The sequence below is a fragment of the Streptomyces sp. CMB-StM0423 genome (genome assembly GCF_002847285.1).
In the GTDB taxonomy this organism is placed as follows: domain Bacteria; phylum Actinomycetota; class Actinomycetes; order Streptomycetales; family Streptomycetaceae; genus Streptomyces.
Genome location: NZ_CP025407.1, coordinates 4,180,121 through 4,202,528, shown reverse-complemented (window position 1 = coordinate 4,202,528; position 22,408 = coordinate 4,180,121). Strand labels below are relative to the sequence as shown.

The following is a 22,408-nucleotide window of genomic DNA, read 5'->3' as shown; positions in this document are numbered from 1 at the left end:
CGGCGTTCCGCTTCCGGCGCGTCGGCCGGCCCCCCGGACCGCGGGGCGGCGGCGCCGTTGCCGGCAGGGGGGAGGGTCAACGGTAGGTCCGCGGCGGGCTGTCGCCAATTGCGCTATCCACAGGGGGTGTGGAAAGACTCGCCCAACCTGTGGATTACTTGGGGAAAGCTGTGTACGAGCCGGGGGACAGTGCTGTGGACAAGCACACTATCGCTCCGCGATCACCCGTTTGACCTGCTGATTCTTCGTCCACCCCCGGTGGAGGAGAAAAACTTTCCCCGCCGGGCCGAGGTCGCGGCGCACGCCGCGCGCGATCACCCCGTACACGTCATCTTGTAAGTGCCCGCAGCCAGTTGCGTCTGTTACCTGTGGACTATTAGATTTGCTGCATGCAGGACGTCCCCGCGCCCACCACCGCCGACCAGGGCACGCCCGGCGAGCAGCGACGCCGTACCCGGCGGCGGCACGACCGCGAGATCGTCGCCCTCGCCGTCCCCGCCTTCGGTGCCCTCGTCGCCGAGCCGCTCTTCGTGCTCGCCGACAGCGCCATCGTCGGCCACCTCGGCACCCCGCATCTCGCCGGGCTCGGCGTCGCCGCCGCGCTCCTCACCACCGCCGTGAGCGTCTTCGTCTTCCTCGCCTACGCCACGACCGCCGCCGTCGCCCGCCGCGTCGGCGCCGGCGATCTGCGCTCCGCGATCCAGCAGGGCGTCGACGGCATCTGGCTCGCCGCGCTGCTCGGTGCCGCGCTCGTCGCGGTCACCGTCCCCACCGCGCCCGGCCTCGTCGGCCTCTTCGGCGCCTCCGACACCGCCGCGCCGTACGCGGTGACGTATCTGCGCATCAGCGCCTTCGGCATCCCCGCCATGCTCATCGTCTTCGCCGCCACCGGCGTGCTGCGCGGCTTGCAGGACACCCGCACCCCGCTGTATGTCGCCATCGGCGGCTTCACCGCCAACGGCGTGCTCAACGTCGCCCTCGTCTACGGCGCCGGCCTCGGCATCGCCGGCTCCGCCTGGGGCACCGTGCTCGCGCAGTGGGGGATGGCCGCGGTCTACCTGCTCGTCGTCGTACGGGGCGCCCGCAAGCACGGCGCCGCGCTGCGCCCGCAGCCCGCCGGCATACGGTCCTCCGCGCGGGCCGGGGTGCCGCTGCTGATCCGTACCCTCTCGCTGCGCGCCATCGGGCTCATCGCGACCGCGGTGGCGGCGGGGCTCGGGGACGAGTCGGTTGCCGCGCACCAGGTGGTGCTGAGCATCTGGTCGCTGCTGGCGTTCGCACTGGACGCGATAGCGATCGCCGGGCAGGCGATCATCGGCCGGTATCTGGGCGCGGGGGACGTGGACGGGGCGCGGGAGGCGTGCCGGCGGATGGTGCAGTGGGGGGTGGCGACCGGCGCGGTGCTGGGCGCGCTGGTGGTGGCTGCCCGGCCGCTGATCCTCCCCCTCTTCACGGACGACGCGGGGGTGCACGACGTGCTGCTGCCGGCGCTGCTGGTCGTCGCGGTGACGCAGCCGCTGGCGGGGGTGGTGTTCGTGCTCGACGGCGTGCTCATGGGCGCGGGCGACGGGCCGTATCTGGCCTGGGCGATGCTGCTGACGCTGGCGGTCTTCGCGCCGGTGGCGCTGGCGGTGCCGGCGCTGGGCGGGGGGCTGACGGCGGTGTGGTGGTCGATGGGGCTGATGATGCTGACGCGGCTGGTGACGCTGTGGCTGCGTGCACGGTCCGGGCGGTGGCTGGTCACGGGCGCCGTCCGCGCCTAGCCGCGGCAGCCGGTACGGGTACGGGCCGGCCGAATCCCCGGCCCGCGGGGGCCCACCGCCTGCCCGAGCGCCTCCGCTCCACGCATGCGAACGGGCCGCGCCCCCGCAAGGGCACGGCCCGTCCTTCGTCCTACCCGTCGCCGACCGGCGTCAGCCGGCCACGACCTCGACGCCGACCTTCGCGTCGACCTCGGGGTGCAGCCGTACGGACACCTGGTGGGCGCCGAGGCTCTTGATCGGCGCGGACAGCTCGATGCGCCGCTTGTCGACGTCCGGGCCGCCGGCCTGCTTGATCGCCGTGGCGATGTCGGCCGGGGTGACGGCGCCGAAGAGCCGGCCGCTGGCGCCGGCGCGCGTGGACAGGCGCACCTGCACGCCCTCCAGCTCCGACTTGACGGCGTTGGCCTGCTCGACAGAGGCGATCTCGCGCAGCTTGCGGCCGCGGCGGATCTGCGCCACGTCCTTCTCCCCGCCGCGGGTCCAGCGGATCGCCAGCCCGTTGGGGATCAGGTAGTTGCGGGCGTACCCGTCCTTGACCTCGACGACATCGCCGGCGGCACCGAGGCCGGAGACCTCGCCCTTGAGGATGATCTTCATGCTTGGTTCACCCTCCCAGTCAGCGTGCGGTCGAGGTGTAGGGCAGCAGCGCCATCTCCCGGCTGTTCTTCACGGCCGTGGCGACATCACGCTGATGCTGGGTGCAGTTGCCGGTGACCCGGCGGGCACGGATCTTGCCGCGGTCGGAAATGAACTTCCGCAGCAGGTTCGTGTCCTTGTAGTCGACGTAGGAGATCTTCTCCTTGCAGAAGACGCAAACCTTCTTCTTTGGCTTGCGCGGAGGCGGCTTCGCCATGATGTCTCTTACTCCAGTGTGATCAAGAAGTGTGGTGTACGAGCACGCTCGTCACGCCCCGGGAAGCCCGGGATCAGAACGGGGGCTCGTCCGAGTAACCGCCGCCCTGGCCGCCCTGGCCGCCGCCGGAGTTCCCACCCCAGCCGCCGCCCTGACCGCCCTGCTGACCGCCGCCGCCGGACGTCGCCCACGGGTCGCCCTGCTGGCCGCCGCCACCCTGGCCGCCCTGGCCGCCGCCGGGGTTTCCGCCCCAGCCGCCGCCCTGACCGCCCTGCTGACCGCCGCCACCGCCACCGCCGAAGCCGCCGCCCTGGCCGCCCCTGCCGGTGGTCTTGGTGACCTTGGCGGTGGCGTACCGGAGCGCGGGGCCGATCTCGTCGACCTCCAGCTCCACCACGGTCCGCTTCTCGCCCTGCTGGGTCTCGTACGAACGCTGGCGGAGCCGGCCCTGGGCAACCACGCGCGTGCCGCGCGTCAGCGACTCGGCGACGTTCTCCGCCGCCTGGCGCCAGATCGACGCGCGGAGGAACAGCGGGTCGCCGTCCTTCCACTCGTTGGTCTGCCGGTCGAACGTCCGGGGGGTCGACGCGATCGTGAAGTTCGCGACGGCCGCGCCGGACGGCGTGAAGCGCAGCTCGGGGTCATCGGTCAGGTTTCCGACGACGGTGATGACGGTCTCGCCTGCCATGTCTTGACCTCTCGCGGTTGCTGCCGGGTGGTGCGGTCTGGCTTGTCAGTGCCGTCCGTGCTGTCTGTTCTGTCAGTACGGCCGGCGCTGTCGGTTCAGTCGGTTCGGTTACTCGTACGCGGTCCGTCCGTCGCCGGACGGGCCGTACGCGGTCTGCTCGTCGGTTGCGGTCAGTGGATTGCGGGGCGCAGGACCTTGGTCCGCAGCACCGACTCGTTGAGGTTCATCTGCCGGTCGAGCTCCTTGACGACATCGGCCTCGGCCTGGATGTCGATGACCGAGTAGATGCCCTCGGGCTTCTTCTTGATCTCGTAAGCGAGACGACGACGGCCCCAGGTGTCGACCTTCTCCACCTTGCCCTTGGCCTCACGGATCACGGACAGGAAGGACTCGATCAACGGGGAGACTGCACGCTCCTCAAGATCGGGGTCGAGGATGACCATCACCTCGTAGTGACGCATTGTGGAACCCACCTCCTCTGGACTCGGCGGCCACGGTCTCTCCGTGGCAGGAGGTTCTTCATTGCGTCGCAACGGTAGCGCCCGGCACTGACAGCCGCGGGGGCGGCGCCGGATGGGGCGCCGGTGCGGTGGGATGGCCTGGGCGGACTCCGCTACAGACCGCACACAGTACCCGCAGCGGCCCTTCCGGTTGAAATCCGGCCACGATTCCCGGCAATCTGTATACATCGGGTGTGAGCGGCGTCACGTACGACCCTGGAGCCCGCGCCGCCATACGGGCATGGAGGTGCCCTATGCCTCAGGCAGTACAGCCCCCGCAGCGCAACATCGGCCTTTTCGCCAGCGACGGCGAATACCACGTCGCCCAGGACACGCTCCTGGCCATCACGCTCGCCGTCGGGGCGATCGCGCTCGTCCTGGCCCAGTGGCGCGGCCTGCACGTGCCGGCGACCTGGGCGGGACTGATCGGGATCGTCACCGGGGCATGGGGACAGATGATCTCCGTGACCACCAGGGAGCGGTTCCTGATGCTCCTGGGGCTGGGCGCGGCCGGCCTCGGCTTCTTCCTGGCGATGGCGCGCGGGGGCTTCTCCCTCTGATCCGTACGGATCAGCACGGCCGGTCCGTACGGATGATCCCTACGGCCGATCCGTACGGCCCGCCGCTGATCCGTACGGCGCCGCCGCCTTACACCACCGGCGCTCCCCGTGTCTGCGTGGCCCCGCCGCTTGGGGCCTTCCCTCCTGGGGTGAGGTGCGCCCGCAGTAGGCTTCACCCGCGAGAAGCCTGCCGCAGTCGGCAACCCGCCGCAGCACGAGGAGCGCCGCCATGAGCCTGACCCTGCAGCCCATCAGCCGCGAGCAGCATCTGGCGTACATCCGCAGTCTGCCCGCCGCGAGCCACTGCCAGATCCCGGCGTGGGCGGACGTGAAGTCCGAGTGGCGCGCGGAGAACCTGGGCTGGTTCGACGCCGACGGCCGGCAGGTGGGCGCGGCTCTGGTGCTGTACCGGCAGTTGCCGAAGGTGAAGCGGTATCTGGCGTATCTGCCGGAGGGGCCGGTCATCGACTGGTACGCGCCGAACCTCGACGCGTGGCTCAACCCGATGCTGACGCATCTGAAGAGCCAGGGTGCGTTCTCCGTGAAGATGGGCCCGCCGGTGATCATCCGCCGCTGGGAGGCGCCGACGATCAAGGCGGGCATCGCCGACCCGGACGTCAAGAGGCTGCGCGACGTCAACGCGGACGTCGTCGAGCCGCAGGCATTCGAGGTCGCCGAGCGGCTGCGGCGGATGGGCTGGCAGCAGGGCGAGGACGGCGGTGCGGGCTTCGGCGACGTACAGCCGCGGTACGTCTTCCAGGTGCCGCTGGCGGGGCGCTCCCTGGACGAGGTCTTCAAGGGCTTCAACCAGCTCTGGCGGCGCAACGTGAAGAAGGCCGAGAAGGCCGGCGTCGAGGTGGTGCAGGGCGGTCTGGAGCACTTCGGCGAGTGGCAGCGGCTGTACGAGATCACGGCCGAGCGCGACAAGTTCCGGCCCCGGCCGCAGGGGTACTTCGAGCGCATGTGGAAGGTGCTCAACGCCGAGGAGCCTGGCCGCATGCGGCTGTACTTCGCGCTCTACCAGGGCGAGTGCCTGGCGGCGACGACGATGCTGACGGTGGGCGGGCACGTGTGGTATTCGTACGGTGCCTCCGCCAACCACGGGCGCGAGGTGCGCCCGTCGAACGCCATCCAGTGGCAGATGATGAAGGACGCGCACGCCGCCGGCGCGCACGTGTACGACCTGCGCGGCATCGGCGACGCGCTCGTGGACACCGACCACCTCTTCGGGCTGATCCAGTTCAAGGTGGGCACGGGCGGGCAGGCGGCCGAATACCTGGGCGAGTGGGACTACCCACTGAATAAGCTGCTCCACAAGGCTCTCGACATCTACATGTCCCGCCGCTGACCACGGCGGACTTCACGCGAAGCAGCGGACTTCACGTGAACTGAAGAGCCCCCGACACCGCGAAGGAAGGTACACCGACCGCCATGCCGCTCACGCTCTACGTCGATTCCGCGCGGTGGCGCGCACACCAGCAGCACATCCTGGAGCAGTTCCCCGGACTCGTCCCCGTCTGCAAGGGCAACGGCTACGGCTTCGGCCACGAGCGCCTGGCCGCCGAGGCCGCCCGGCTGGGGGCCAGCCCGCTGGCGGTCGGCACGGTGTACGAGGCGGCGCGGGCGCGCGACTTCGTCAGCGGCGACCTGCTCGTCCTCACCCCGTACCAGCTCACCGAGGAGCCCGTCCCGCTGCCGACGCGGGTGATCCGCACCGTCGCGTCGGTGGACGCGGTGGGGCGGCTGGTGGGCGCCCGGGTCGTCATCGAGGTGATGAGCTCGATGCGGCGGCACGGCGTCACGGAGGAGGAACTGCCGAAGCTGGCGTCCTTGCTGTCGGACGTGACGCTGGAAGGCTTCGCGATCCACCTGCCGCTGGACCGAACGGACGGCTCCAGCGCGGTGGACGAGGTCATCGCGTGGATGGACCGGCTGCGCGCGGCGCGGCTGCCCCTGCACACGATGTACGTGAGCCATCTGCGGGCGGACGAGTTCGAGCAGTTGCAGCGGCAGTTCCCGCAGACGCGCTTCCGGGCGCGGATCGGCACCCGGCTGTGGCTGGGCGACCACGACGCGACGCACTACCGGGGCACGGTGCTGGACGTCACGCGCGTGGCGAAGGGCGACCGCTTCGGCTACCGGCAGCAGAAGGTGTCGGGCGACGGCCACCTGGTGGTGGTCGCCGGCGGTACGTCGCAGGGTGTCGGCCTGGAGGCGCCGAAGGCGATGCACGGGCTGGCGCCGCGGGCGAAGGGCGTGGCGCGGGCGGGGCTGGCGACGGTGAACCGCAACCTGTCGCCGTTCGTGTGGGAGGGCAAGCAGCGGTGGTTCGCGGAGCCGCCGCACATGCAGGTGTCGATCCTGTACCTGCCGGCGGAGTCGTCGGCGCCGGTGCAGGGGGACGAGATGGTCGCGCACTTGCGGCACACGACGACGCAGCCGGACCGGGTGGTGGAGCGCTAGCGGTTCGCTCGCCGCGTACCGCGTAGAACGTACGAAGGGCCCGAAGCCGCGGCTTCGGGCCCTCACTCGTGTCCGGAGTGGACCGGGTCCGGCCTGACCAACCGCTCAGAATGCCCGGTCGGACGGCCTGCGACGTCACTCGATGGGGGACACCCGGCCCGCCTTCGCGCTACCTTCCGCTCCCCATCGCACGCGCATCGCCCCCGGCGCTCCGCCTGCTCCCGGGGCGCCCGGCCCGCCCGCGACGCCCGGAACGCCCGGGGCACCCACGACGCCCGCCGCGTGCCGCCCGTGGCCGGCCTCGGCCAGCACCCGCACGTCCCGGGCCCGGTCCAGGACGCCGCCGCCGGGGTCGTCGTCGCCGAGGCGGCGTACGGGATCGCGGTCCGGCATCACGATGTCCCGTACGACCACCGCGCACAGGTACAGCGTGCCCAGCAGATGCGCGGCGATGGCCACGTGGTAGCCGTCCGGGGGCAGGCCCTTGGCATCCTCGCCGCCGTTGGTGTAAGCGAGGTAGAGCCAGATGCCCATGTAGTACGCGACCTCACAGAACTGCCAGATGAGGAAGTCGCGCCAGCGCGGCCGGGCCAGTGCGGCGAGCGGGATGAGCCACAGCACGTACTGCGGCGAATAGACCTTGTTGGTGACGATGAACAGCGCCACGACCAGGAACGCGAGCTGCGCGAAGCGCGGGCGGCGCGGCGCGGTGAGCGCGAGGGCGCCGATGCCGAGGCAGCCGAGGACCATCAGGGCGGCGGCGTAGATGTTGGCGTCGTCCAGGGGCTCGCCGGACCGCTGGGAGATGATCAGCCAGAACGAGCCGAAGTCGACGCCCCGCTCCTGGCTGAAGGTGTAGAACTTCGCCCAGCCGTCCGGCGCCTTGATCATCACGGGCAGGTTGACGACGAGCCAGGCGCCGGCCGCGGCGGCGGTCGCGGTGGCGAACTGCCGTAGCCGCCCGGCGCGCAGACAGAGCAGCAGCAGCGGCCACAGCAGCAGAACCGGGTACAGCTTGGCGGCGGTGGCGAGGCCGAGGAGCACGCCGGCGGCGACGGGGCGGCTGCGGGACCAGGCGAGCATCGCGGCGGCGGTGAGGGCGACGGCGAGCAGGTCCCAGTTGATCGTCGCGGTGAGCGCGAGCGCGGGGGCGAGGGCGACGAGGAGCGCGTCCCAGGGCCGGCGGCGGTGCGTACGGGCGACGCAGACGGCCACGATCGCGACGCAGATCATCAGCATGCCGGCGTTGACGAGCCAGTAGACCTGCTCGCGGTGCACGAGGTCGTCGCCGCCGGGGGTGAGCCAGGAGGCGACCTCCATGAACAGCCCGGTCAGGACCGGGTACTCAAGGAACTCCATGCCGCCGGACGCCTCCGGCGGGATGCGGTCGAAGTACGGCGTGAGGTCGTCGGCGAAGCCGCGGCCCTGGTAGAGGTGCGGGATGTCGGAGTAGCAGGCGCGGGTGTACTGGGCGTTGGCACCGGAGAACCAGGCGCCGTCGTAGCACGGGTACTTCTGCACCATGCCGAGCGCGAACATCCCGATCGCCACGAGCGCAATCACCCGCACCGGAGTCCACCAGGAGCCGCCGAGCAGCGCCCGGCGCCCGAGCGGGCCGCCGAGGACCTCGCTGCCGCGGGCGGCGATCTCGTCGTGCCGGGTGGGGGCGACGGGCGGCTCGTCCGGCGCCGGGGCGGCGGCCGGCCGCCGGGCCGGGTCGTGGTCCACGCTCGTCATGGAGCCATCCTGCCGTACGGGGGCGGACTCGTCTGTCCGGTACGGCTCCTCGCCCGCACGGGATCGCGGGCAGGGTTCATGGACGGAATTCGGAGCTGGAATTCCAGCACGGCCCGACATTTACCGGATTCCGTCATCGGCCACAATTATCCGAACAGGCAAATCCATCCTGAAAGGTGACCGGCGTCACACTTGAACGGAATGTATCGATCATGGATACCTTTTGCCCGATTTCGTCGCCCATTGCACGCCGCACCCGCACAGGCATTCGTCACCACCCGTAGCGCCTGCTGCGGAACGCACCCGGCGCGAGCCATTACTCCCTTTACAGCCTGCGACCGGTAACACCGAGAATGCCGACGGCGGCGGATGGCATCCATCCGCCGCCGTTTCGGAAAACGGGACTACTCCCGGCTAGGCCGCCGGTCCCCGGGATACGGGGACCGGCGTCATGGGATCAGTCCTCCGCCGTCGTCGCCGCCGCCGTCCGATCCGGCGTTGCCGTTGGCGCCGCCGTTGGGCTGGCCGCCGTTGGTGGTCTCTCCGGTCGTCTCCCCGGTGGTCGTTTCTCCGGTCGTCTCACCTGTGGTGGTCTCCCCGGTCGTCTCGCCGCCGGGATCACCGCCGTTGGTGGCGCCGCCGGACTGGCACTCCATGTCCCACGGCTCGCACGTCTGGCTGGGCGGGGGCGAGGTCGAGGGCGGCGGGCTGCTGGTGGGGTCGTCCGGCTCCTCGGTGGGCTGGGTCCCGGTCGGCTCGGGCTCGATCGCCGTCTCGCTGGGCGTCGGAACGCCACCGCCGTCGACGATGTCGCCGAGCGGGTCGGGGACGGGGAACTCCACGGGGTCCTCGCCCTTGAGAGCTTCCTTCATGTAGTTGGTCCAGATCTCGGTCGGGATCTGGCCACCGTGGATGGAGTCGAAGCCGCCGGTCCCGTTCATCGAGAGGAGTTCCTGCTTCTCGCTCCGCGGGTCGGTACGGAAGAGGGTGACCGCCGTGGACAACTGTGGGGTGTAGCCGACCCACCACGCGGATTTGTTCTCGTCGGTGGTACCGGTCTTGCCGGCCGCGGGGCGCCCCAGGTCCTTGGCGGCGGCGCCGGTGCCCTCGCCCAGCTCGCCGTATTCGCCGTTCACCACCTGCTCGTTGAGGATCTTGGTGACGTTGTCGGCGACGTTGGCGTCCATGCCGCGCTCGGTCGGGTGGTCGTCGTACCCCTTCAGTTCCTTGCCCTCCTTGATCACCTTCGTGACCGAGTACGGCTCGATGTGCTCACCGGAGGCGGCGAAGGTCGCGTAGGCGCTGGCCATGCGAATGGCGCTGGGGGTGGACGTACCGAGCGAGAACGAGGCGTCGAGGTCCTGGGTCTTCGGCATCGACTCGTCGAGGATGCCGGCCGAGGCGGCGGTCTTCTGGACGTTCGACAGACCGACGTCGACGCCGAGCTGGACGAAGGGGGAGTTGATGGAGAGCCCCATCGCCTTCTCCAGCGTCACGTAGCCGTACGGGTAGTCGCTCTCGTTGGCCTGTCTGAAGTCCTCACCGTCCGGGCCGGGCATGGGGTCGCCGTTCTGGTCCCGGATAATGATCTTGTTGTTGCCGTTGTACTTGCTCTCGGGCGAGATCGGCTGGCCCTCGCTGCGGTACGTGCCGTTCTCGAAGGCGGACGCGAGGACGAACGGCTTCCAGGTGGAGCCCACGGGCACGCCGAGGGTGTCGGCGTTGTTGGTGAAGTGGTCCTGGTCGAAGCCCTCGCCGCCGTAGAGGGCGACGATCTTCCCCGACGTCGGATCGACCGAGGCCCCGCCGAACTGGACGTACTTGTCCTTGTCCCGGTTCTTCGGGTCGAGGTACTCCTTGCGGGCGTCGTTGACCGCCTTCTCCATCTGCGCGACCTTCTTCCTGTCGAAGGTCGTGTAGATGCGGTAGCCGCCGCGCTCCAGCTCTTCCTTGCCGATGTTGGAGTTCTTCAGCACGTACCGGTTGGCCGTCTCGATGAGATAGCCCTTCTGGCCCGTCAGACCCGCGCTGGGGTTGTACTTCGCGATCTCGGGGAACTTCTCGTACTTGGCCCGCTCGGCCGGCGACATCATCTTCTGGCCGTCCATCTCGACCTCCATCTGCCGGTCGAGGATCCACCTCCAGCGCTCCTCGGCGCGCTTCCGGTTGTCCTCCGGCGAGGCGCCCGGGACGGAGCCGCCCTGGGGGTCGTAGAGGTCGGGGCCCTTGAGGACGGCGGCGAGGAAGGCGGACTGGTCGGGCTTGAGGTTCTCGGCGTCGACGCGGAAGTACGCCTGGGCGGCGGCCTGGATGCCGTAGGCGCCGCGGCCGTAGTACGCGGTGTTGAGGTACCCGGCGAGGATCTCGTTCTTGTCGACCTTCGCGCCCACCTTGATGGAGATGAACAGCTCCTGCACCTTGCGGGAGATGGTCTGCGACTGGTCGTCGAGACGGGCGTTCTTGACGTACTGCTGGGTGATGGTCGAACCGCTCTGGGTGGACCCGCCGGCGGCCATGTTGAACATGGCGCGGACGATGCCCTTGGGGTCGATGCCGGGGTCGGAGTAGAAGGTCGCGTTCTCCGCGGCGATGACCGCGTTCTGCATCTCCTTCGGGATGTCCTCCAGATCGACGATCTGGCGGTTCTTCTCACCGCCGTACGTGGCCATCTGGGTGCCGTCGGACCAGTAGTAGACGTTGTTCTGCGCCTTGGCGGCGGCGGCGACGCTGGGGACCTCCACCAGCATGTAGCCGAGGAAGAACAGGCCGACGAGCAGCCCGACGCCGAGCACGCACATCCCCATGACCTGCTTCCAGGAGGGGAGCCAGCGGCGCAGGCCGGTGTGGTTGGAGCGGGGGTAGTCGATGAACCGCTTCCGCGGCGGCGGCTCGGGGCGGCGCCTGCGGCGCGGGCCGTCGTAGCCGCCGGCGGCGGAGTGGCTGCGGCCGTGTCCGGCCGCTCCGGCCGCCGCGCCCGCGGCGGCGCCCGCCCCGGCGCCTGCGCCGTAGGCGGTATTCCCGTCGGGGGCTCTCCTTCTGCCACCGCCGCCGCCGGCGGCCCGGCGGCCGGCCGTGGCGCCCCCGTCCGCGCCGGGCGTCCCGCGGCGGCCGGAGTGCGCGCCGTGACGGCCTCCTCCGCGGCCGCTGTTCGGCGGCTTGCGACGGTGCTCGCTCATGAAGGGACTACTCCTCGAACAGGTGGCATCGCCTGTGGGCGTTTTCTGTCAGCCGGTCCCCCCGATGCACGACCGGTTCTCTGTCCTCTGGCAACCAGCCGCACTGTACCGAGGACGAAGACGTCCGCATGCGGCTCTCGGTTCCCTTCGGACAGCATGCGGAACAGAGTACGCACCGGCGTTGCCCGCTTTGCGCCGGGTATTACGCGCTTTACCGGACACTTCGGCGCGCCCGGTCAAGCCGATGTGACGCCGTTCACAGAACCCTCACTTGCTGCCGCCCGAGCCCCGCCCTATCGTTTAGATGTATCGAGTCGATACATCCGCGCGACACATCGCCGCGACACATCGGCCCGGTATAACCAGAGCGGGACATCCGCGGCACGGAAGGAGGAGGCGATGAGCAGGCGCTCAGGCATCCTCGAATTCGCCATCCTCGGTCTGCTCCGCGAGTCCCCCATGCACGGCTACGAGCTGCGCAAGCGGCTCAACAGCTCGCTGGGGGTGTTCCGCGCGTTCAGCTACGGCAGCCTCTATCCCTGTCTGAAGACTCTGGTCGCACAGGGATGGCTGACGGAGGAGACCGCTCCTGCACCACAGGACGGTCCCGCCGTACCGCTGGCGGGCCGGCGCGCCAAGATCGTCTACCGGCTGACGGCCGAGGGCAAGGAGCACTTCGAGGAGCTGCTCGCCCAAACCGGGCCCGAGGCGTGGGAGGACGAGCACTTCGGCGTCCGCTTCGCCTTCTTCGGCCAGACGTCGCGTGACGTACGGGTCCGGGTGCTGGAAGGCCGGCGCAGCCGGCTGGAGGAGCGCCTGGACAAGATGCGGACGTCGCTGGCGCGCACGCGCGAGCGACTCGACGACTACACCCTGGAGCTACAGCGGCACGGGATGGAGTCCGTCGAGCGCGAGGTGCGCTGGCTGACCGAGCTGATCGAGAGCGAACGGGCGGGGCGCGACGAGCGCCCTTCGGGGAACGCCGGTTCAACAGAGACGGGCGGCCTGCCCCGTGACCGGGACAGCACCCGGCCGGATCCGTCCGACGACACCGCCATCTGAGGCCCTGCCTGCCCTGGCACGACCTCAACGAAAACAGGGAGCAACCGTCAATGGGTTCGGTTCGTGTAGCCATCGTCGGCGTGGGCAACTGCGCCGCGTCCCTCGTGCAGGGCGTCGAGTTCTACAAGGACGCCGCCCCGGGCAGCCGGGTGCCCGGGCTGATGCACGTCCAGTTCGGCGACTACCACGTCCGTGACGTCGAGTTCGTCGCGGCGTTCGACGTCGACGCCAAGAAGGTGGGCCTCGACCTGGCCGACGCCATCGGGGCGAGCGAGAACAACACCATCAAGATCTGCGACGTGCCCAACAGCGGCGTGACCGTGCAGCGCGGCCACACGCTCGACGGCCTCGGGCGCTACTACCGCGAGACGATCGAGGAGTCCGCCGAGGAGCCCGTCGACGTCGTGCAGGTGCTGCGGGACCGGCAGGTCGACGTGCTGGTCTGCTACCTGCCGGTGGGCTCCGAGGACGCCGCGAAGTTCTACGCGCAGTGCGCCATCGACGCCGGGGTGGGCTTCGTCAACGCGCTGCCGGTGTTCATCGCGGGCACCAAGGAGTGGGCGGACAAGTTCACCGCGGCGGGCGTGCCGATCGTCGGCGACGACATCAAGTCGCAGGTCGGTGCCACCATCACGCACCGCGTCATGGCGAAGCTGTTCGAGGACCGGGGCGTCGTCCTGGACCGTACGATGCAGCTCAACGTCGGCGGCAACATGGACTTCAAGAACATGCTGGAGCGTGACCGGCTGGAGTCCAAGAAGATCTCCAAGACCCAGGCCGTCACGTCCCAGATCCCCGACCGCGATCTGGGCGAGCACAACGTGCACATCGGCCCGTCGGACTACGTTGCCTGGCTAGACGACCGCAAGTGGGCGTACGTGCGCCTGGAGGGCCGCGCCTTCGGCGAGGTGCCGCTCAACCTGGAGTACAAGCTGGAGGTCTGGGACTCCCCGAACTCCGCGGGCATCATCATCGACGCGCTGCGCGCCGCGAAGATCGCCAAGGACCGCGGCATCGGCGGCCCGGTGCTCTCCGCGTCCTCGTACTTCATGAAGTCCCCGCCCGTGCAGTACTTCGACGACGAGGCGCGGGAGAGCGTGGAGAAGTTCATCCGCGGTGAAGTCGAGCGCTGAGCGCCACTCCACCGCCGACGACTCGCCGTCTTCAGGGGCCCCGGGCTGCAGCCCGGGGCCCCTGGGCATGTGATGCTGAACGCCATGCCCGTTGTCCGCGACCTCCGCAGCCTGCTGAAGCTGCACGGCTTCCGCCGGCTGCTGGCCGTACGGCTGCTCTCCCAGGGCGCCGACGGCGTCTACCAGGTGGCGCTCGCCGCGTACGTGGTCTTCTCCCCCGAGCGGCAGACCTCGCCGGCCGCCATCGCCTCCGCGATGGCGGTGCTGCTGCTGCCGTACTCGCTCGTCGGCCCCTTCGCGGGCGTGCTGCTGGACCGCTGGCGGCGCCGGCAGGTGCTGCTGTACGGGAACCTGCTGCGCGCCGTCTTCGCCGCGGGCACGGCGGCGCTGCTGCTGGCCGGGGTGCCCGACTGGCTGTTCTATCTGTCCGCGCTCTCCGTCACCGCCGTCAACCGCTTCGTGCTGTCCGGGCTCTCCGCCGCGCTGCCGCGCGTGGTGGACACCGAGGAGCAGCTCGTGGTCGGCAACTCCCTGTCGCCGACCGCGGGCACGCTGGCCGCCACCGCCGGCGGCGGCGTCGCCTTCCTCGTCGGGCTGGCCGGGCCCCAGGGGGGCACGGCGGACGCGCTGACGGTGCTGGTCGGCTCGGGGCTGTATCTCTGCGCGGCGCTGGCGTCGCTGCGGATGGCGCCGGGGGCGCTGGGGCCGGACCCGGAGCTGGTGCTGCCGCGGATAACGGCGGCGGTCGCCAGCACCGCTCGCGGGCTCGTCGCGGGCGTACGGCATCTGCGTGAGCGGCGCGAGGCGGCACAGGCGCTGTCCGCCATGAGCCTGATGCGCTTCTGCTTCGGCGCGCTGACCGTGATGCTGCTGATGCTCTGCCGCTACGCCTGGTCCGACGGCGAGGACGACGGCATGGCGCTGCTCGGTGTGGCCGTCGGGCTGTCGGGGCTGGGGTTCTTCGTCGCGGCGGTGGTGACGCCGTCGCTGGTGACGCGGCTGGGCCGGTCCGGCTGGATGACGCTGTGCGCGGCACTGGCGGCGGTGCTGACGCCGGTGCTGGCGCTGTCCTTCGCGCCGGGGCCGATGCTGGTCGCCGCGTTCGTCCTCGGGGTGACGACGCAGGGCGTCAAGATCACGACGGACACGGTGGTGCAGTCGTCGGTGGACGACGCCTATCGCGGCCGGGTCTTCTCCCTTTACGACATGCTCTTCAACGTCGCCTTCGTGGGCGCTGCGGCCTCCGCGGCGGCGCTGCTGCCCAAGGACGGGCGCTCGGCGGTGCTGGTGGTGGGAGTCTCGGTGATCTTCGCAGGCGTCGCCTTGTCGATGTTTCACGTGAAACACGCGCCCGCGGAGACGGGGCATCCGCCGGTCCTGGAGGGCGGCGCCGAGCCCCATGTTTCACGTGAAACGTGACGCCCGCGCCGGGGTCGGTGCCGCCGTCCCCGTACGCCGCCGGCCTACGGGACCGTAGGCCCTACGCCGGCGGGTTCTGCTCCGCCCACCACGCGCGCAGCGCCTCGACCGCCGCCTCATGCCCCATCGGCCCGTGCTCCAGCCGCAGCTCCAGCATGTGCCGGTACGCGCCGCCGACCGCCGGCCCGGGGCCGATGCCGAGGATCTTCATGATCTCGTTGCCGTCGAGGTCCGGGCGGATCGCGTCCAGCTCCTCCTGCGCCTGCAGCCGGGCGATGCGCTCCTCCAGCCCGTCGTACGCGCGCTGCAGGGCCAGCGCCTTGCGCTTGTTGCGCGTGGTGCAGTCGGAGCGGGTCAGCTTGTGCAGCCGCTCCAGTAGCGGCCCGGCGTCGCGCACATAACGGCGCACCGCGGAGTCGGTCCACTCGCCGGTGCCGTAGCCGTGGAAGCGCAGGTGCAGCTCGACCAGCCGGGAGACGTCCTTGATCTGGTCGTTGGCGTACTTCAGCTTCGTCATCCGGGCCTTGGTCATCTTGGCGCCCACCACCTCGTGGTGGTGGAAGGAGACCCGGCCGTCCTCCTCGAAGCGACGCGTACGCGGCTTGCCGATGTCGTGGAGCAGCGCTGCGAGCCGCAGCACCAGGTCGGGCCCGTTCTCCTCCAGCGCGATGGCCTGCTCCAGCACGATCAGGGAGTGCTCGTAGACGTCCTTGTGCCGGTGGTGCTCGTCGCGCTCCAGCCGCAGCGCGGGCAGCTCCGGCAGCACGTGCCCGGCCAGCCCGGTGTCGACGAGGAGGTGCAGCCCCAGGCGCGGGCGGGGGGCCAGGACCAGCTTGTTCAGCTCGTCCCTCACCCGCTCGGCGGACACGATCTCGATGCGCGCGGCCATGTCCGTCATCGCCGCGACGACCTCCGGCGCCACCTCGAAGCCCAACTGGGCCGCGAACCGCGCGGCCCGCATCATCCGCAGCGGGTCGTCGCCGAAGGACTCCTGCGGGGTGCCGGGGGTGCGCAGCACCCGGGCCGCCAGGTCGTCCAGGCCGCCGTGCGGGTCGACGAACTCCTTCTCGGGCAGCGCCACGGCCATCGCGTTCACCGTGAAGTCACGGCGGACGAGGTCCTCCTCGATGGAGTCGCCGTAGGACACCTCGGGCTTGCGCGACGTCCGGTCGTACGCCTCGGAGCGGTACGTGGTGATCTCGATCTGCAGATCCCCCTTGCGGCAGCCGACGGTGCCGAACGCGATGCCGACCTCCCACACCGCGTCCGCCCATGGCCGGACGATGTCGAGCACCCGCTCCGGGCGGGCGTCGGTGGTGAAGTCGAGATCGTTGCCGAGCCGGCCGAGCAGCGCGTCCCGTACGGAGCCGCCCACCAGCGCCAGCCGGGCACCGGCGTCCTGGAAGCGGCGCGCCAGGTCGTCGGCGACGGGGGAGACGCGCAGCAGTTCACTGACGGCACTGCGCTGGGCACGGCTGAGCGTGGCCTGCTGGGTTCGGTGGTCTTCGCGGGCATTCGGCACAACAGAACAGGGTACGGCCCGTGCGCCGCGGGACCGCAACTGGCCACCCTCCGCGGCCTCTCCGTACGCCCCCGGTGTCGATCAGGTGGCCGACCGCCCGGGGGTTGACGCGGTCCCCGCCACCCGGCGTCCCGTACCTCGTTACCATCGGGGTCCAAGGCAGGCGGCACAAGGCCGCGGGCCGGGCACGAGGACAATGAGGACGGGCGAGCGCGTGGCCGAGCTGGCACATTTGACCGGGTCCCCGGGCGGCTCTCCCGCCCGTCCCCCGGCCCACCGGCGGCTGCTGACCGCCCTGCTGCTCGTGGCGCTGCTGCTGCCGGCCGCACTCGTGCAGGTGCCGACGGCGGGCGAGGCCCACGCGCAGCCGTCCGGCTCCCGCTCGGTGAACGTGTCCGTGGACTATCTGAACCCCTCCGTCCCCTCCGGGGGCGACGACCTCACGGTCTCCGGCAAGGTCACCAACAAGACCGACGCCAAAATCACCGACCCGCACGTCTCCCTGCGCCTCAGCGGGCCGCTGACGAGCCGCAGCGAGGTCACCCAGGCCACCGAGCGCACGGGCTGGATCTCGGACTACGACGGGGCGGAGATCGACGGCCCCGGCACCGAGGAGCTGAAGACCCTGGCTCCCGGCATGAGCCGCGACTTCAGCATCACGATCCCCGTGAACCGGCTGCCGCTGGACGCGCCCGGCGTCTACCAGCTCGCGGTCTCCCTCAGCGGCACCTCCGCCGACGCCGGCTACGAGCAGGTGCTCGGCATCGAGCACACCTTCCTGCCCTGGCAGCGCGACGACCTGTCGACGAAGACCCGGCTCACCTTCGTCTGGCCCGTCATCGCCACCCCCCAGCTCACCGCGCGCACCGAGGCGGACGAGCAGCAGACGCCGGTGCTCGCCAGCGACCGCCTGCTGGAGCAGATGGAGCCCGGCGGCCGGCTGCAGCAGATGGTCGCGCTCGGCGAGGAGCTGCCCGTGACGTGGGTCATCGACCCGGACCTGCTGGCCACGGCATCCGCGATGACGGAGGCGTACAACGTGGTGGGCGAGGACGGCGAGACCGTCCCAGGCAAGGGCCAGGCCACCGCCCGGCAGTGGCTGGCCGACCTGCGGAACGCCGTGAAGGGCCGCGAGGTCGTCGCGCTGCCCTTCGGCGACCCCGACCTCGCCTCCATCGCCCACCGCGGCCGCAAGGTCTCCGGCACCCTCGACCAGCTCGGCGACGCCACCACCCTGGGCCGTACGACCGTGGAGTCGGAGCTCAACCTGGAGCCGGAGACCGACCTCGCGTGGCCCGCCGAGGGCGCGATCGACAAGCGCATCGTCGGCGTCGCGGGCGCGGCCGGGGCGCAGTGGATCCTCTCCCGCAGCGACAGCATGACCGAGAGCGGCCTGTCGTATACGCCCACCGCGGCCCGCCCCATCGGGGGCGGCCGGACGGCGCTCGTGGCCGACGCCCAGCTCTCCCGGGCCTTCGAGGGGGACATGAGCCGGGCGGAGACCTACTCCCTGGCCATCCAGGAGTTCCTGGCCCAGACCCTCGTGACGACGCTGCAGCAGCCCAATCTGCAGCGCAGCATCGTGGTCGCGCCGCAGCGCACCCCCACGCTCGGCCAGGTGCAGGCGATGGCGGAGGCGCTCGGCGACCTCGATACCAGCACGTGGATGACGCCGCTCAACCTCAGCAGCGCCGCGGTGGAGCCGGCGGACCCGGGCGCCAACCGGACGGTGCCGGGCACCGGGGCGTACCCGAAGAAGCTGCGGAAGCAGGAGATCCCGCGGGAGGCGTTCGAGCGGATCCTCGACACCCGGCAGCACCTCGACGACTTCTCCGAGATCCTCAACGACAGCCTCCGGGTCACCGTCCCCTTCGGCAACGCGCTGCTGCGCGAGATGTCCACGCAGTGGCGCGGGCGCAAGCCGGAGGCGGAGGCGTTCCGGCGGGAGGTGCAGGGTTACCTGGAGGACATCACCTCGCAGGTGCAGCTCATCGACAAGTCGGACCTCACGCTGTCCGGCAACAGCGGCACGATCCCGGTGACGGTGCAGAACAACCTCCTGCAGAACGTCCGCGGGCTGGAGCTGCGGCTGACGTCGGACGTGCCCAGCCGGCTGCGGATCGAGGAGGAGCGGCAGTCCATCGAGGTGGCGGGCGGCCACAGCACCTCGGTGAAGTTCGAGGCGTCCGCGCGGGCCAGCGGCCCGGTGACCATCACCGCCCAGCTCTACACCGCGGACGGCAAGCCCTTCGGCGCGGCGAAGACCTTCCAGGTGGAGGTGACGTCCATCACCTCCACGGTGCTGCTCGTCATCGGCGCCGGGATCCTGCTGCTCGTCCTCGCCGGGGTACGCATGTACTCGCAGCGCAAGCGCGCCGCCCGGACGGCAGAGGCGGGCGACGAGGCGGACGGGAACGGGGAAGAGGACGGAGACGGGGACGGGGACGGCGGCACCGGCGGTGCCGGGAGCCCGGAGGACTCGGCGGATCCCGGTAGCGACGGCGATACCGGGGAAGCCGACAAGGAGGCACACGGAACGCACCTCACCGGGGGCGACCGCGCCGACGACACCGACACCGAAAGCGGTGCCCGGTCGGGTGCCAGTGAGAGAGTGGAGCGGTGAGAGCGACCAGGCCGTTTCCAGGCCGGCCATGACCCTTGTGGGGTGTCGATGAACGCGCCGTACGACGGTGACCGCAGTCAGGGCACCGGCGATCCCGCGAACCTTCCGCCCGCCGGGTCGCCTCCGCCTGCCCACCAGCAGTCCCCGGCCGACCAGCAGAACGCCGATCCGTACGCGCCCGACCCCTACGCGCAGCCCGTCCAGGACCCGTACGCGCAGTACCCGCAGGAGCACTACGCCCCGCCCGCCGCCGACCCGTACGGCCAGGGCGCCCCGGGCCACTACGGACAGCCCGCCGCTCCCGACGCCTACGCCCAGCACCCGCCCCAGGCCCACCCGGGGGCTCAGGACCCGTACGCGCAGCCCGGCCAGCACGGCCAATACGCACAGCCCGCACAGCCCGGTCAGCCCGGTCAGCAGCCCCACTACGGGCAGCCGCAGCCGCCGCAGCACGGCGGGCCCCCGCAGCAGGGCCACCCCGATCAGTACGGCCGGCCCGCGCCCCCCGCGCCCCCCGCGCACCAGGGGCAGCAGCCCGGGGGCCAGCACGCGCCCGACCCGTACGGCAGGCCGGGCCAGGACCCCTACGGCCCGCCCGCGGACCCGTACGGCCGCCCCGCCGATCCGTACGCCGCCGGCCCCCAGGCCGCCGCCCCGCAGGCACCGCACGACCCGCGCTCCCCGTACCAGCAGAGCGACCCCCGGGCCCCGCACTACCCGCAGCAGCCGCACCACCCCCAGGGCGGGCAGCCGCAGCACCCGCACGCCGACCCCCGGGCCCCGTACGGCCAGGCCGCGGCCGGCCCGTCAGCGCCCTACTCCCACGACCCGTACCTCCAGGACGCCTACGCGCCCGACCCGTACCAGCAGCGCGCCGACCCCCTCGGCGACGCGTTCTACGACCACGCCGCCCACCCCCCGCCGCCCGCGGGCAGCCAGCCCGCCGCCCAGCCGCCGTACCAGCAGCCGCCCTCGCCGCACTACCGCACGGACCCCCGCCAGTGGGCCGACCCGCCCGCGCCCGAGCCCGACGGCCCCACCCGGCACCTGCGCTACGGCGACGAGACCACGCAGTTCGTCGGCGTCGACGACCTCGTCACCGGGGCCGGCCGGCCGGCGCAGCCGGAGCCGGACGCCTTCGCCCACCTCTTCCGCGACCAGCGCGCCCCGCAGCCGCCGCCGCTGGGCCTCCAGCCGCAGCCCGCGGCGCCCGCGCCCGTACCGCCGCAGCGCCGCGGCGGCCGCGTCGCGAGCCTGGCGCGCTCCAGCGCCGTCATGGCCGCGGGCACCCTCGTCTCGCGCATCACGGGGTTCCTGCGCACGCTGGTGATCTCCGCGGCCCTCGGCGTCGCGGTCCTCGGCGACACGTACACCGTCGCCTACACGCTGCCGACGATGATCTACATCCTCACCATCGGCGGCGGCCTCAACTCCGTCTTCGTCCCGCAGCTCGTGCGCGCGATGAAGAACGACCCCGACGGCGGCATCGCCTACGCGAACCGGCTGCTGACCCTCGTCTCGGTGATCCTCGGCGGGATGGTCCTCGTCGCCGTGTTCGCCGCCCCGCTGCTCATCCGCGCGATGTCGGTGAAGATCGCCGACAACCCGCACTCCAACGAGGTCGCGATCACCTTCGCGCAGTACTGCCTGCCCACCATCTTCTTCATGGGCATCCACGTGGTGATGGGGCAGATCCTCAACGCGCGCGGCAGCTTCGGCCCGATGATGTGGACGCCGGTCCTCAACAACATCGTCATCATCGCCACCTTCGGCCTCTTCCTCTGGGTCTACGGCACCTCCGACTCCTCGGCGATGGACGAGACCACCATCCCGGCGGAGGGCGTGCGGCTCCTCGGCGTCGGCACGCTGCTGGGCCTCGTGGTGCAGTCGCTGGCGATGATCCCGTACCTGCGGCAGACGGGCTTCAAGATCCGGCCGCGCTTCGACTGGAAGGGCCACGGCCTCGGCAAGGCGGCCAAGCTCGCCAAGTGGACGTTCCTCTTCGTCCTCGCCAACCAGGCCGGCATGCTCGTCGTCACCCAGCTCGCCACCTGGGCCGGCGAGTCCGCCGCCGAGGTGGGCCACAAGGGCACCGGCATCATGGCCTTCCAGAACGCGCTGCTGATCTGGCAGATGCCGCAGGCGATCATCACGGTGTCGGTGATGGCCGCGATGCTCCCGCGCATCTCCCGGGCCGCCTCCGACGGCGACCCCAACGCGGTGCGCGACGACATCTCGCACGGCCTGCGCACCTCGGCCGTCGCCATCGTGCCGATCGCCTTCGCGCTCGTCGCGCTCGGCATCCCGATGTGCACCCTGCTGTTCGCCGCGGTCGGCAGCGACGCCGCCACCTCGATCGGATACGTCCTGATGGCCTTCGGCCTCGGGCTGATCCCCTTCTCCGTGCAGTACGTCGTCCTGCGCGGCTTCTACGCCTACGAGGACACCCGCACGCCCTTCTACAACACCCTGATCGTCGCCGCCGTCTTCGCGACCGGCTCGGCGATCTCCTTCCTCCTGCTGCCCGACCGGCACGCGGTCATCGGCATGGCCGCCTGCTACGGCGTCGCCTACATGGTCGGCGTCGGCGTCGCCTGGCGGCGGCTGAAGCAGCGGATGGGGACCAACGACCTGGACGGCACCCACGTCGTGCGCACGTACGCCCGCCTCATCGGTGCCAGCATCCCGGCGGCGCTCGCCGGCGGCGCGACCGCGTGGGCCGTGACGGACAAGCTCGGCGAGGGCGTCACGGGGTCCCTCGCGGCGCTCGTCGCCGGCTCGCTCGTCCTCGGCGCGATCTTCTACGTGGCCGCCCGGCGGATGCGGATCCAGGAGCTGAACGCGATGATGGGGATGGTCCGCGGCCGCCTCGGCCGGTAACCGGGGGCACAACCTTCCGTCATCGCCGT

The 22,408-nt window shown here is 71.2% G+C and carries 16 protein-coding genes; 9 read left to right on the top strand and 7 right to left on the bottom strand.

Annotation, left to right across the window (positions count from 1 at the left end; translation table 11 throughout):
• Positions 1-389: 389 nt before the first annotated feature.
• Positions 390-1,763 (top strand): MATE family efflux transporter, encoded by a 1,374-nt coding sequence (locus CXR04_RS18245; protein ID WP_234380301.1) that lies wholly within the window; start codon positions 390-392, stop codon positions 1,761-1,763.
• A 150-nt stretch (positions 1,764-1,913) separates the two neighbouring features.
• On the opposite strand, the gene rplI is transcribed toward CXR04_RS18245, so the two are convergent.
• From rplI to rpsF, 4 genes are all read right to left on the bottom strand, one after another.
• The gene (rplI, locus tag CXR04_RS18240) at positions 1,914-2,360 is read right to left on the bottom strand and encodes a 50S ribosomal protein L9 (protein ID WP_027741613.1); all 447 of its coding nucleotides are present in this window, start codon (positions 2,358-2,360) and stop codon (positions 1,914-1,916) included.
• 19 nt (positions 2,361-2,379) lie between these two features.
• Complete coding sequence (gene rpsR, locus CXR04_RS18235; RefSeq protein ID WP_018838794.1) at positions 2,380-2,616, bottom strand: 30S ribosomal protein S18; 237 nt, start codon at positions 2,614-2,616, stop codon at positions 2,380-2,382.
• A 73-nt stretch (positions 2,617-2,689) separates the two neighbouring features.
• Positions 2,690-3,304, bottom strand: coding sequence for a single-stranded DNA-binding protein (locus tag CXR04_RS18230; RefSeq protein ID WP_101423448.1), 615 nt, complete (start codon positions 3,302-3,304; stop codon positions 2,690-2,692).
• A 170-nt stretch (positions 3,305-3,474) separates the two neighbouring features.
• Complete coding sequence (rpsF, locus tag CXR04_RS18225; protein ID WP_018838796.1) at positions 3,475-3,765, bottom strand: 30S ribosomal protein S6; 291 nt, start codon at positions 3,763-3,765, stop codon at positions 3,475-3,477.
• Positions 3,766-4,058: 293 nt separating this feature from the next.
• On the opposite strand from rpsF, the gene CXR04_RS18220 reads away from it, so the two are divergent.
• From CXR04_RS18220 to CXR04_RS18210, 3 genes are all read left to right on the top strand, one after another.
• Complete coding sequence (locus CXR04_RS18220) at positions 4,059-4,364, top strand: hypothetical protein (RefSeq protein ID WP_101423447.1); 306 nt, start codon at positions 4,059-4,061, stop codon at positions 4,362-4,364.
• A 229-nt stretch (positions 4,365-4,593) separates the two neighbouring features.
• Positions 4,594-5,712 (top strand): lipid II:glycine glycyltransferase FemX, encoded by a 1,119-nt coding sequence (locus CXR04_RS18215; protein ID WP_101423446.1) that lies wholly within the window; start codon positions 4,594-4,596, stop codon positions 5,710-5,712.
• Positions 5,713-5,795: 83 nt separating this feature from the next.
• Positions 5,796-6,827 carry an alanine racemase gene (locus tag CXR04_RS18210; protein WP_101423445.1) on the top strand — a complete coding sequence of 344 codons (1,032 nt, stop codon included), beginning with the start codon at positions 5,796-5,798 and terminating at the stop codon, positions 6,825-6,827.
• A 135-nt stretch (positions 6,828-6,962) separates the two neighbouring features.
• On the opposite strand, the gene CXR04_RS18205 is transcribed toward CXR04_RS18210, so the two are convergent.
• Positions 6,963-8,564 carry a glycosyltransferase family 87 protein gene (locus tag CXR04_RS18205; protein ID WP_101423444.1) on the bottom strand — a complete coding sequence of 534 codons (1,602 nt, stop codon included), beginning with the start codon at positions 8,562-8,564 and terminating at the stop codon, positions 6,963-6,965.
• A gap of 449 nt (positions 8,565-9,013) precedes the next feature.
• A complete protein-coding gene (locus tag CXR04_RS18200; RefSeq protein WP_101423443.1) occupies positions 9,014-11,740 on the bottom strand; it encodes a transglycosylase domain-containing protein in 2,727 nt (908 codons plus the stop codon).
• Between the two features lie 399 nt (positions 11,741-12,139).
• Between CXR04_RS18200 and CXR04_RS18195 the strand changes: the two genes are divergently transcribed.
• From CXR04_RS18195 to CXR04_RS18185, 3 genes are all read left to right on the top strand, one after another.
• Positions 12,140-12,802 carry a PadR family transcriptional regulator gene (locus CXR04_RS18195; protein ID WP_101423442.1) on the top strand — a complete coding sequence of 221 codons (663 nt, stop codon included), beginning with the start codon at positions 12,140-12,142 and terminating at the stop codon, positions 12,800-12,802.
• A 50-nt stretch (positions 12,803-12,852) separates the two neighbouring features.
• Positions 12,853-13,935, top strand: coding sequence for an inositol-3-phosphate synthase (locus CXR04_RS18190; protein WP_101423441.1), 1,083 nt, complete (start codon positions 12,853-12,855; stop codon positions 13,933-13,935).
• Between the two features lie 84 nt (positions 13,936-14,019).
• Positions 14,020-15,354 carry an MFS transporter gene (locus CXR04_RS18185; RefSeq protein WP_199850481.1) on the top strand — a complete coding sequence of 445 codons (1,335 nt, stop codon included), beginning with the start codon at positions 14,020-14,022 and terminating at the stop codon, positions 15,352-15,354.
• A gap of 61 nt (positions 15,355-15,415) precedes the next feature.
• On the opposite strand, the gene CXR04_RS18180 is transcribed toward CXR04_RS18185, so the two are convergent.
• Positions 15,416-16,876: a CCA tRNA nucleotidyltransferase gene (locus CXR04_RS18180; protein ID WP_101423439.1), complete on the bottom strand. Its 1,461-nt coding sequence runs from the start codon at positions 16,874-16,876 to the stop codon at positions 15,416-15,418.
• Positions 16,877-17,108: 232 nt separating this feature from the next.
• Between CXR04_RS18180 and CXR04_RS18175 the strand changes: the two genes are divergently transcribed.
• Both CXR04_RS18175 and murJ read left to right on the top strand, forming a co-directional pair.
• Positions 17,109-19,499, top strand: a complete 2,391-nt coding sequence (locus CXR04_RS18175; RefSeq protein WP_101423438.1) for a DUF6049 family protein — start codon at positions 17,109-17,111, stop codon at positions 19,497-19,499.
• A gap of 48 nt (positions 19,500-19,547) precedes the next feature.
• The gene (gene murJ / locus CXR04_RS18170; RefSeq protein WP_101423437.1) at positions 19,548-22,379 is read left to right on the top strand and encodes a murein biosynthesis integral membrane protein MurJ; all 2,832 of its coding nucleotides are present in this window, start codon (positions 19,548-19,550) and stop codon (positions 22,377-22,379) included.
• The last annotated feature ends 29 nt before the right edge of the window (positions 22,380-22,408 follow it).

Bases quoted from the DNA above. Each gene is read 5' to 3' on its own strand.
- CXR04_RS18205 (WP_101423444.1), bottom strand. From the start codon at position 8,564: ATGACGAGCGTGGACCACGACCCGGCCCGGCGGCCGGCCGCCGCCCCG.
- CXR04_RS18200 (WP_101423443.1), bottom strand. From the start codon at position 11,740: ATGAGCGAGCACCGTCGCAAGCCGCCGAACAGCGGCCGCGGAGGAGGC.
- murJ (WP_101423437.1), top strand. From the start codon at position 19,548: ATGAACGCGCCGTACGACGGTGACCGCAGTCAGGGCACCGGCGATCCC.
- rpsF (WP_018838796.1), bottom strand. From the start codon at position 3,765: ATGCGTCACTACGAGGTGATGGTCATCCTCGACCCCGATCTTGAGGAG.
- CXR04_RS18230 (WP_101423448.1), bottom strand. From the start codon at position 3,304: ATGGCAGGCGAGACCGTCATCACCGTCGTCGGAAACCTGACCGATGAC.
- CXR04_RS18220 (WP_101423447.1), top strand. From the start codon at position 4,059: ATGCCTCAGGCAGTACAGCCCCCGCAGCGCAACATCGGCCTTTTCGCC.
- CXR04_RS18190 (WP_101423441.1), top strand. From the start codon at position 12,853: ATGGGTTCGGTTCGTGTAGCCATCGTCGGCGTGGGCAACTGCGCCGCG.
- CXR04_RS18215 (WP_101423446.1), top strand. From the start codon at position 4,594: ATGAGCCTGACCCTGCAGCCCATCAGCCGCGAGCAGCATCTGGCGTAC.
- CXR04_RS18210 (WP_101423445.1), top strand. From the start codon at position 5,796: ATGCCGCTCACGCTCTACGTCGATTCCGCGCGGTGGCGCGCACACCAG.
- CXR04_RS18185 (WP_199850481.1), top strand. From the start codon at position 14,020: ATGCCCGTTGTCCGCGACCTCCGCAGCCTGCTGAAGCTGCACGGCTTC.
- CXR04_RS18195 (WP_101423442.1), top strand. From the start codon at position 12,140: ATGAGCAGGCGCTCAGGCATCCTCGAATTCGCCATCCTCGGTCTGCTC.
- rplI (WP_027741613.1), bottom strand. From the start codon at position 2,360: ATGAAGATCATCCTCAAGGGCGAGGTCTCCGGCCTCGGTGCCGCCGGC.
- CXR04_RS18245 (WP_234380301.1), top strand. From the start codon at position 390: ATGCAGGACGTCCCCGCGCCCACCACCGCCGACCAGGGCACGCCCGGC.
- rpsR (WP_018838794.1), bottom strand. From the start codon at position 2,616: ATGGCGAAGCCGCCTCCGCGCAAGCCAAAGAAGAAGGTTTGCGTCTTC.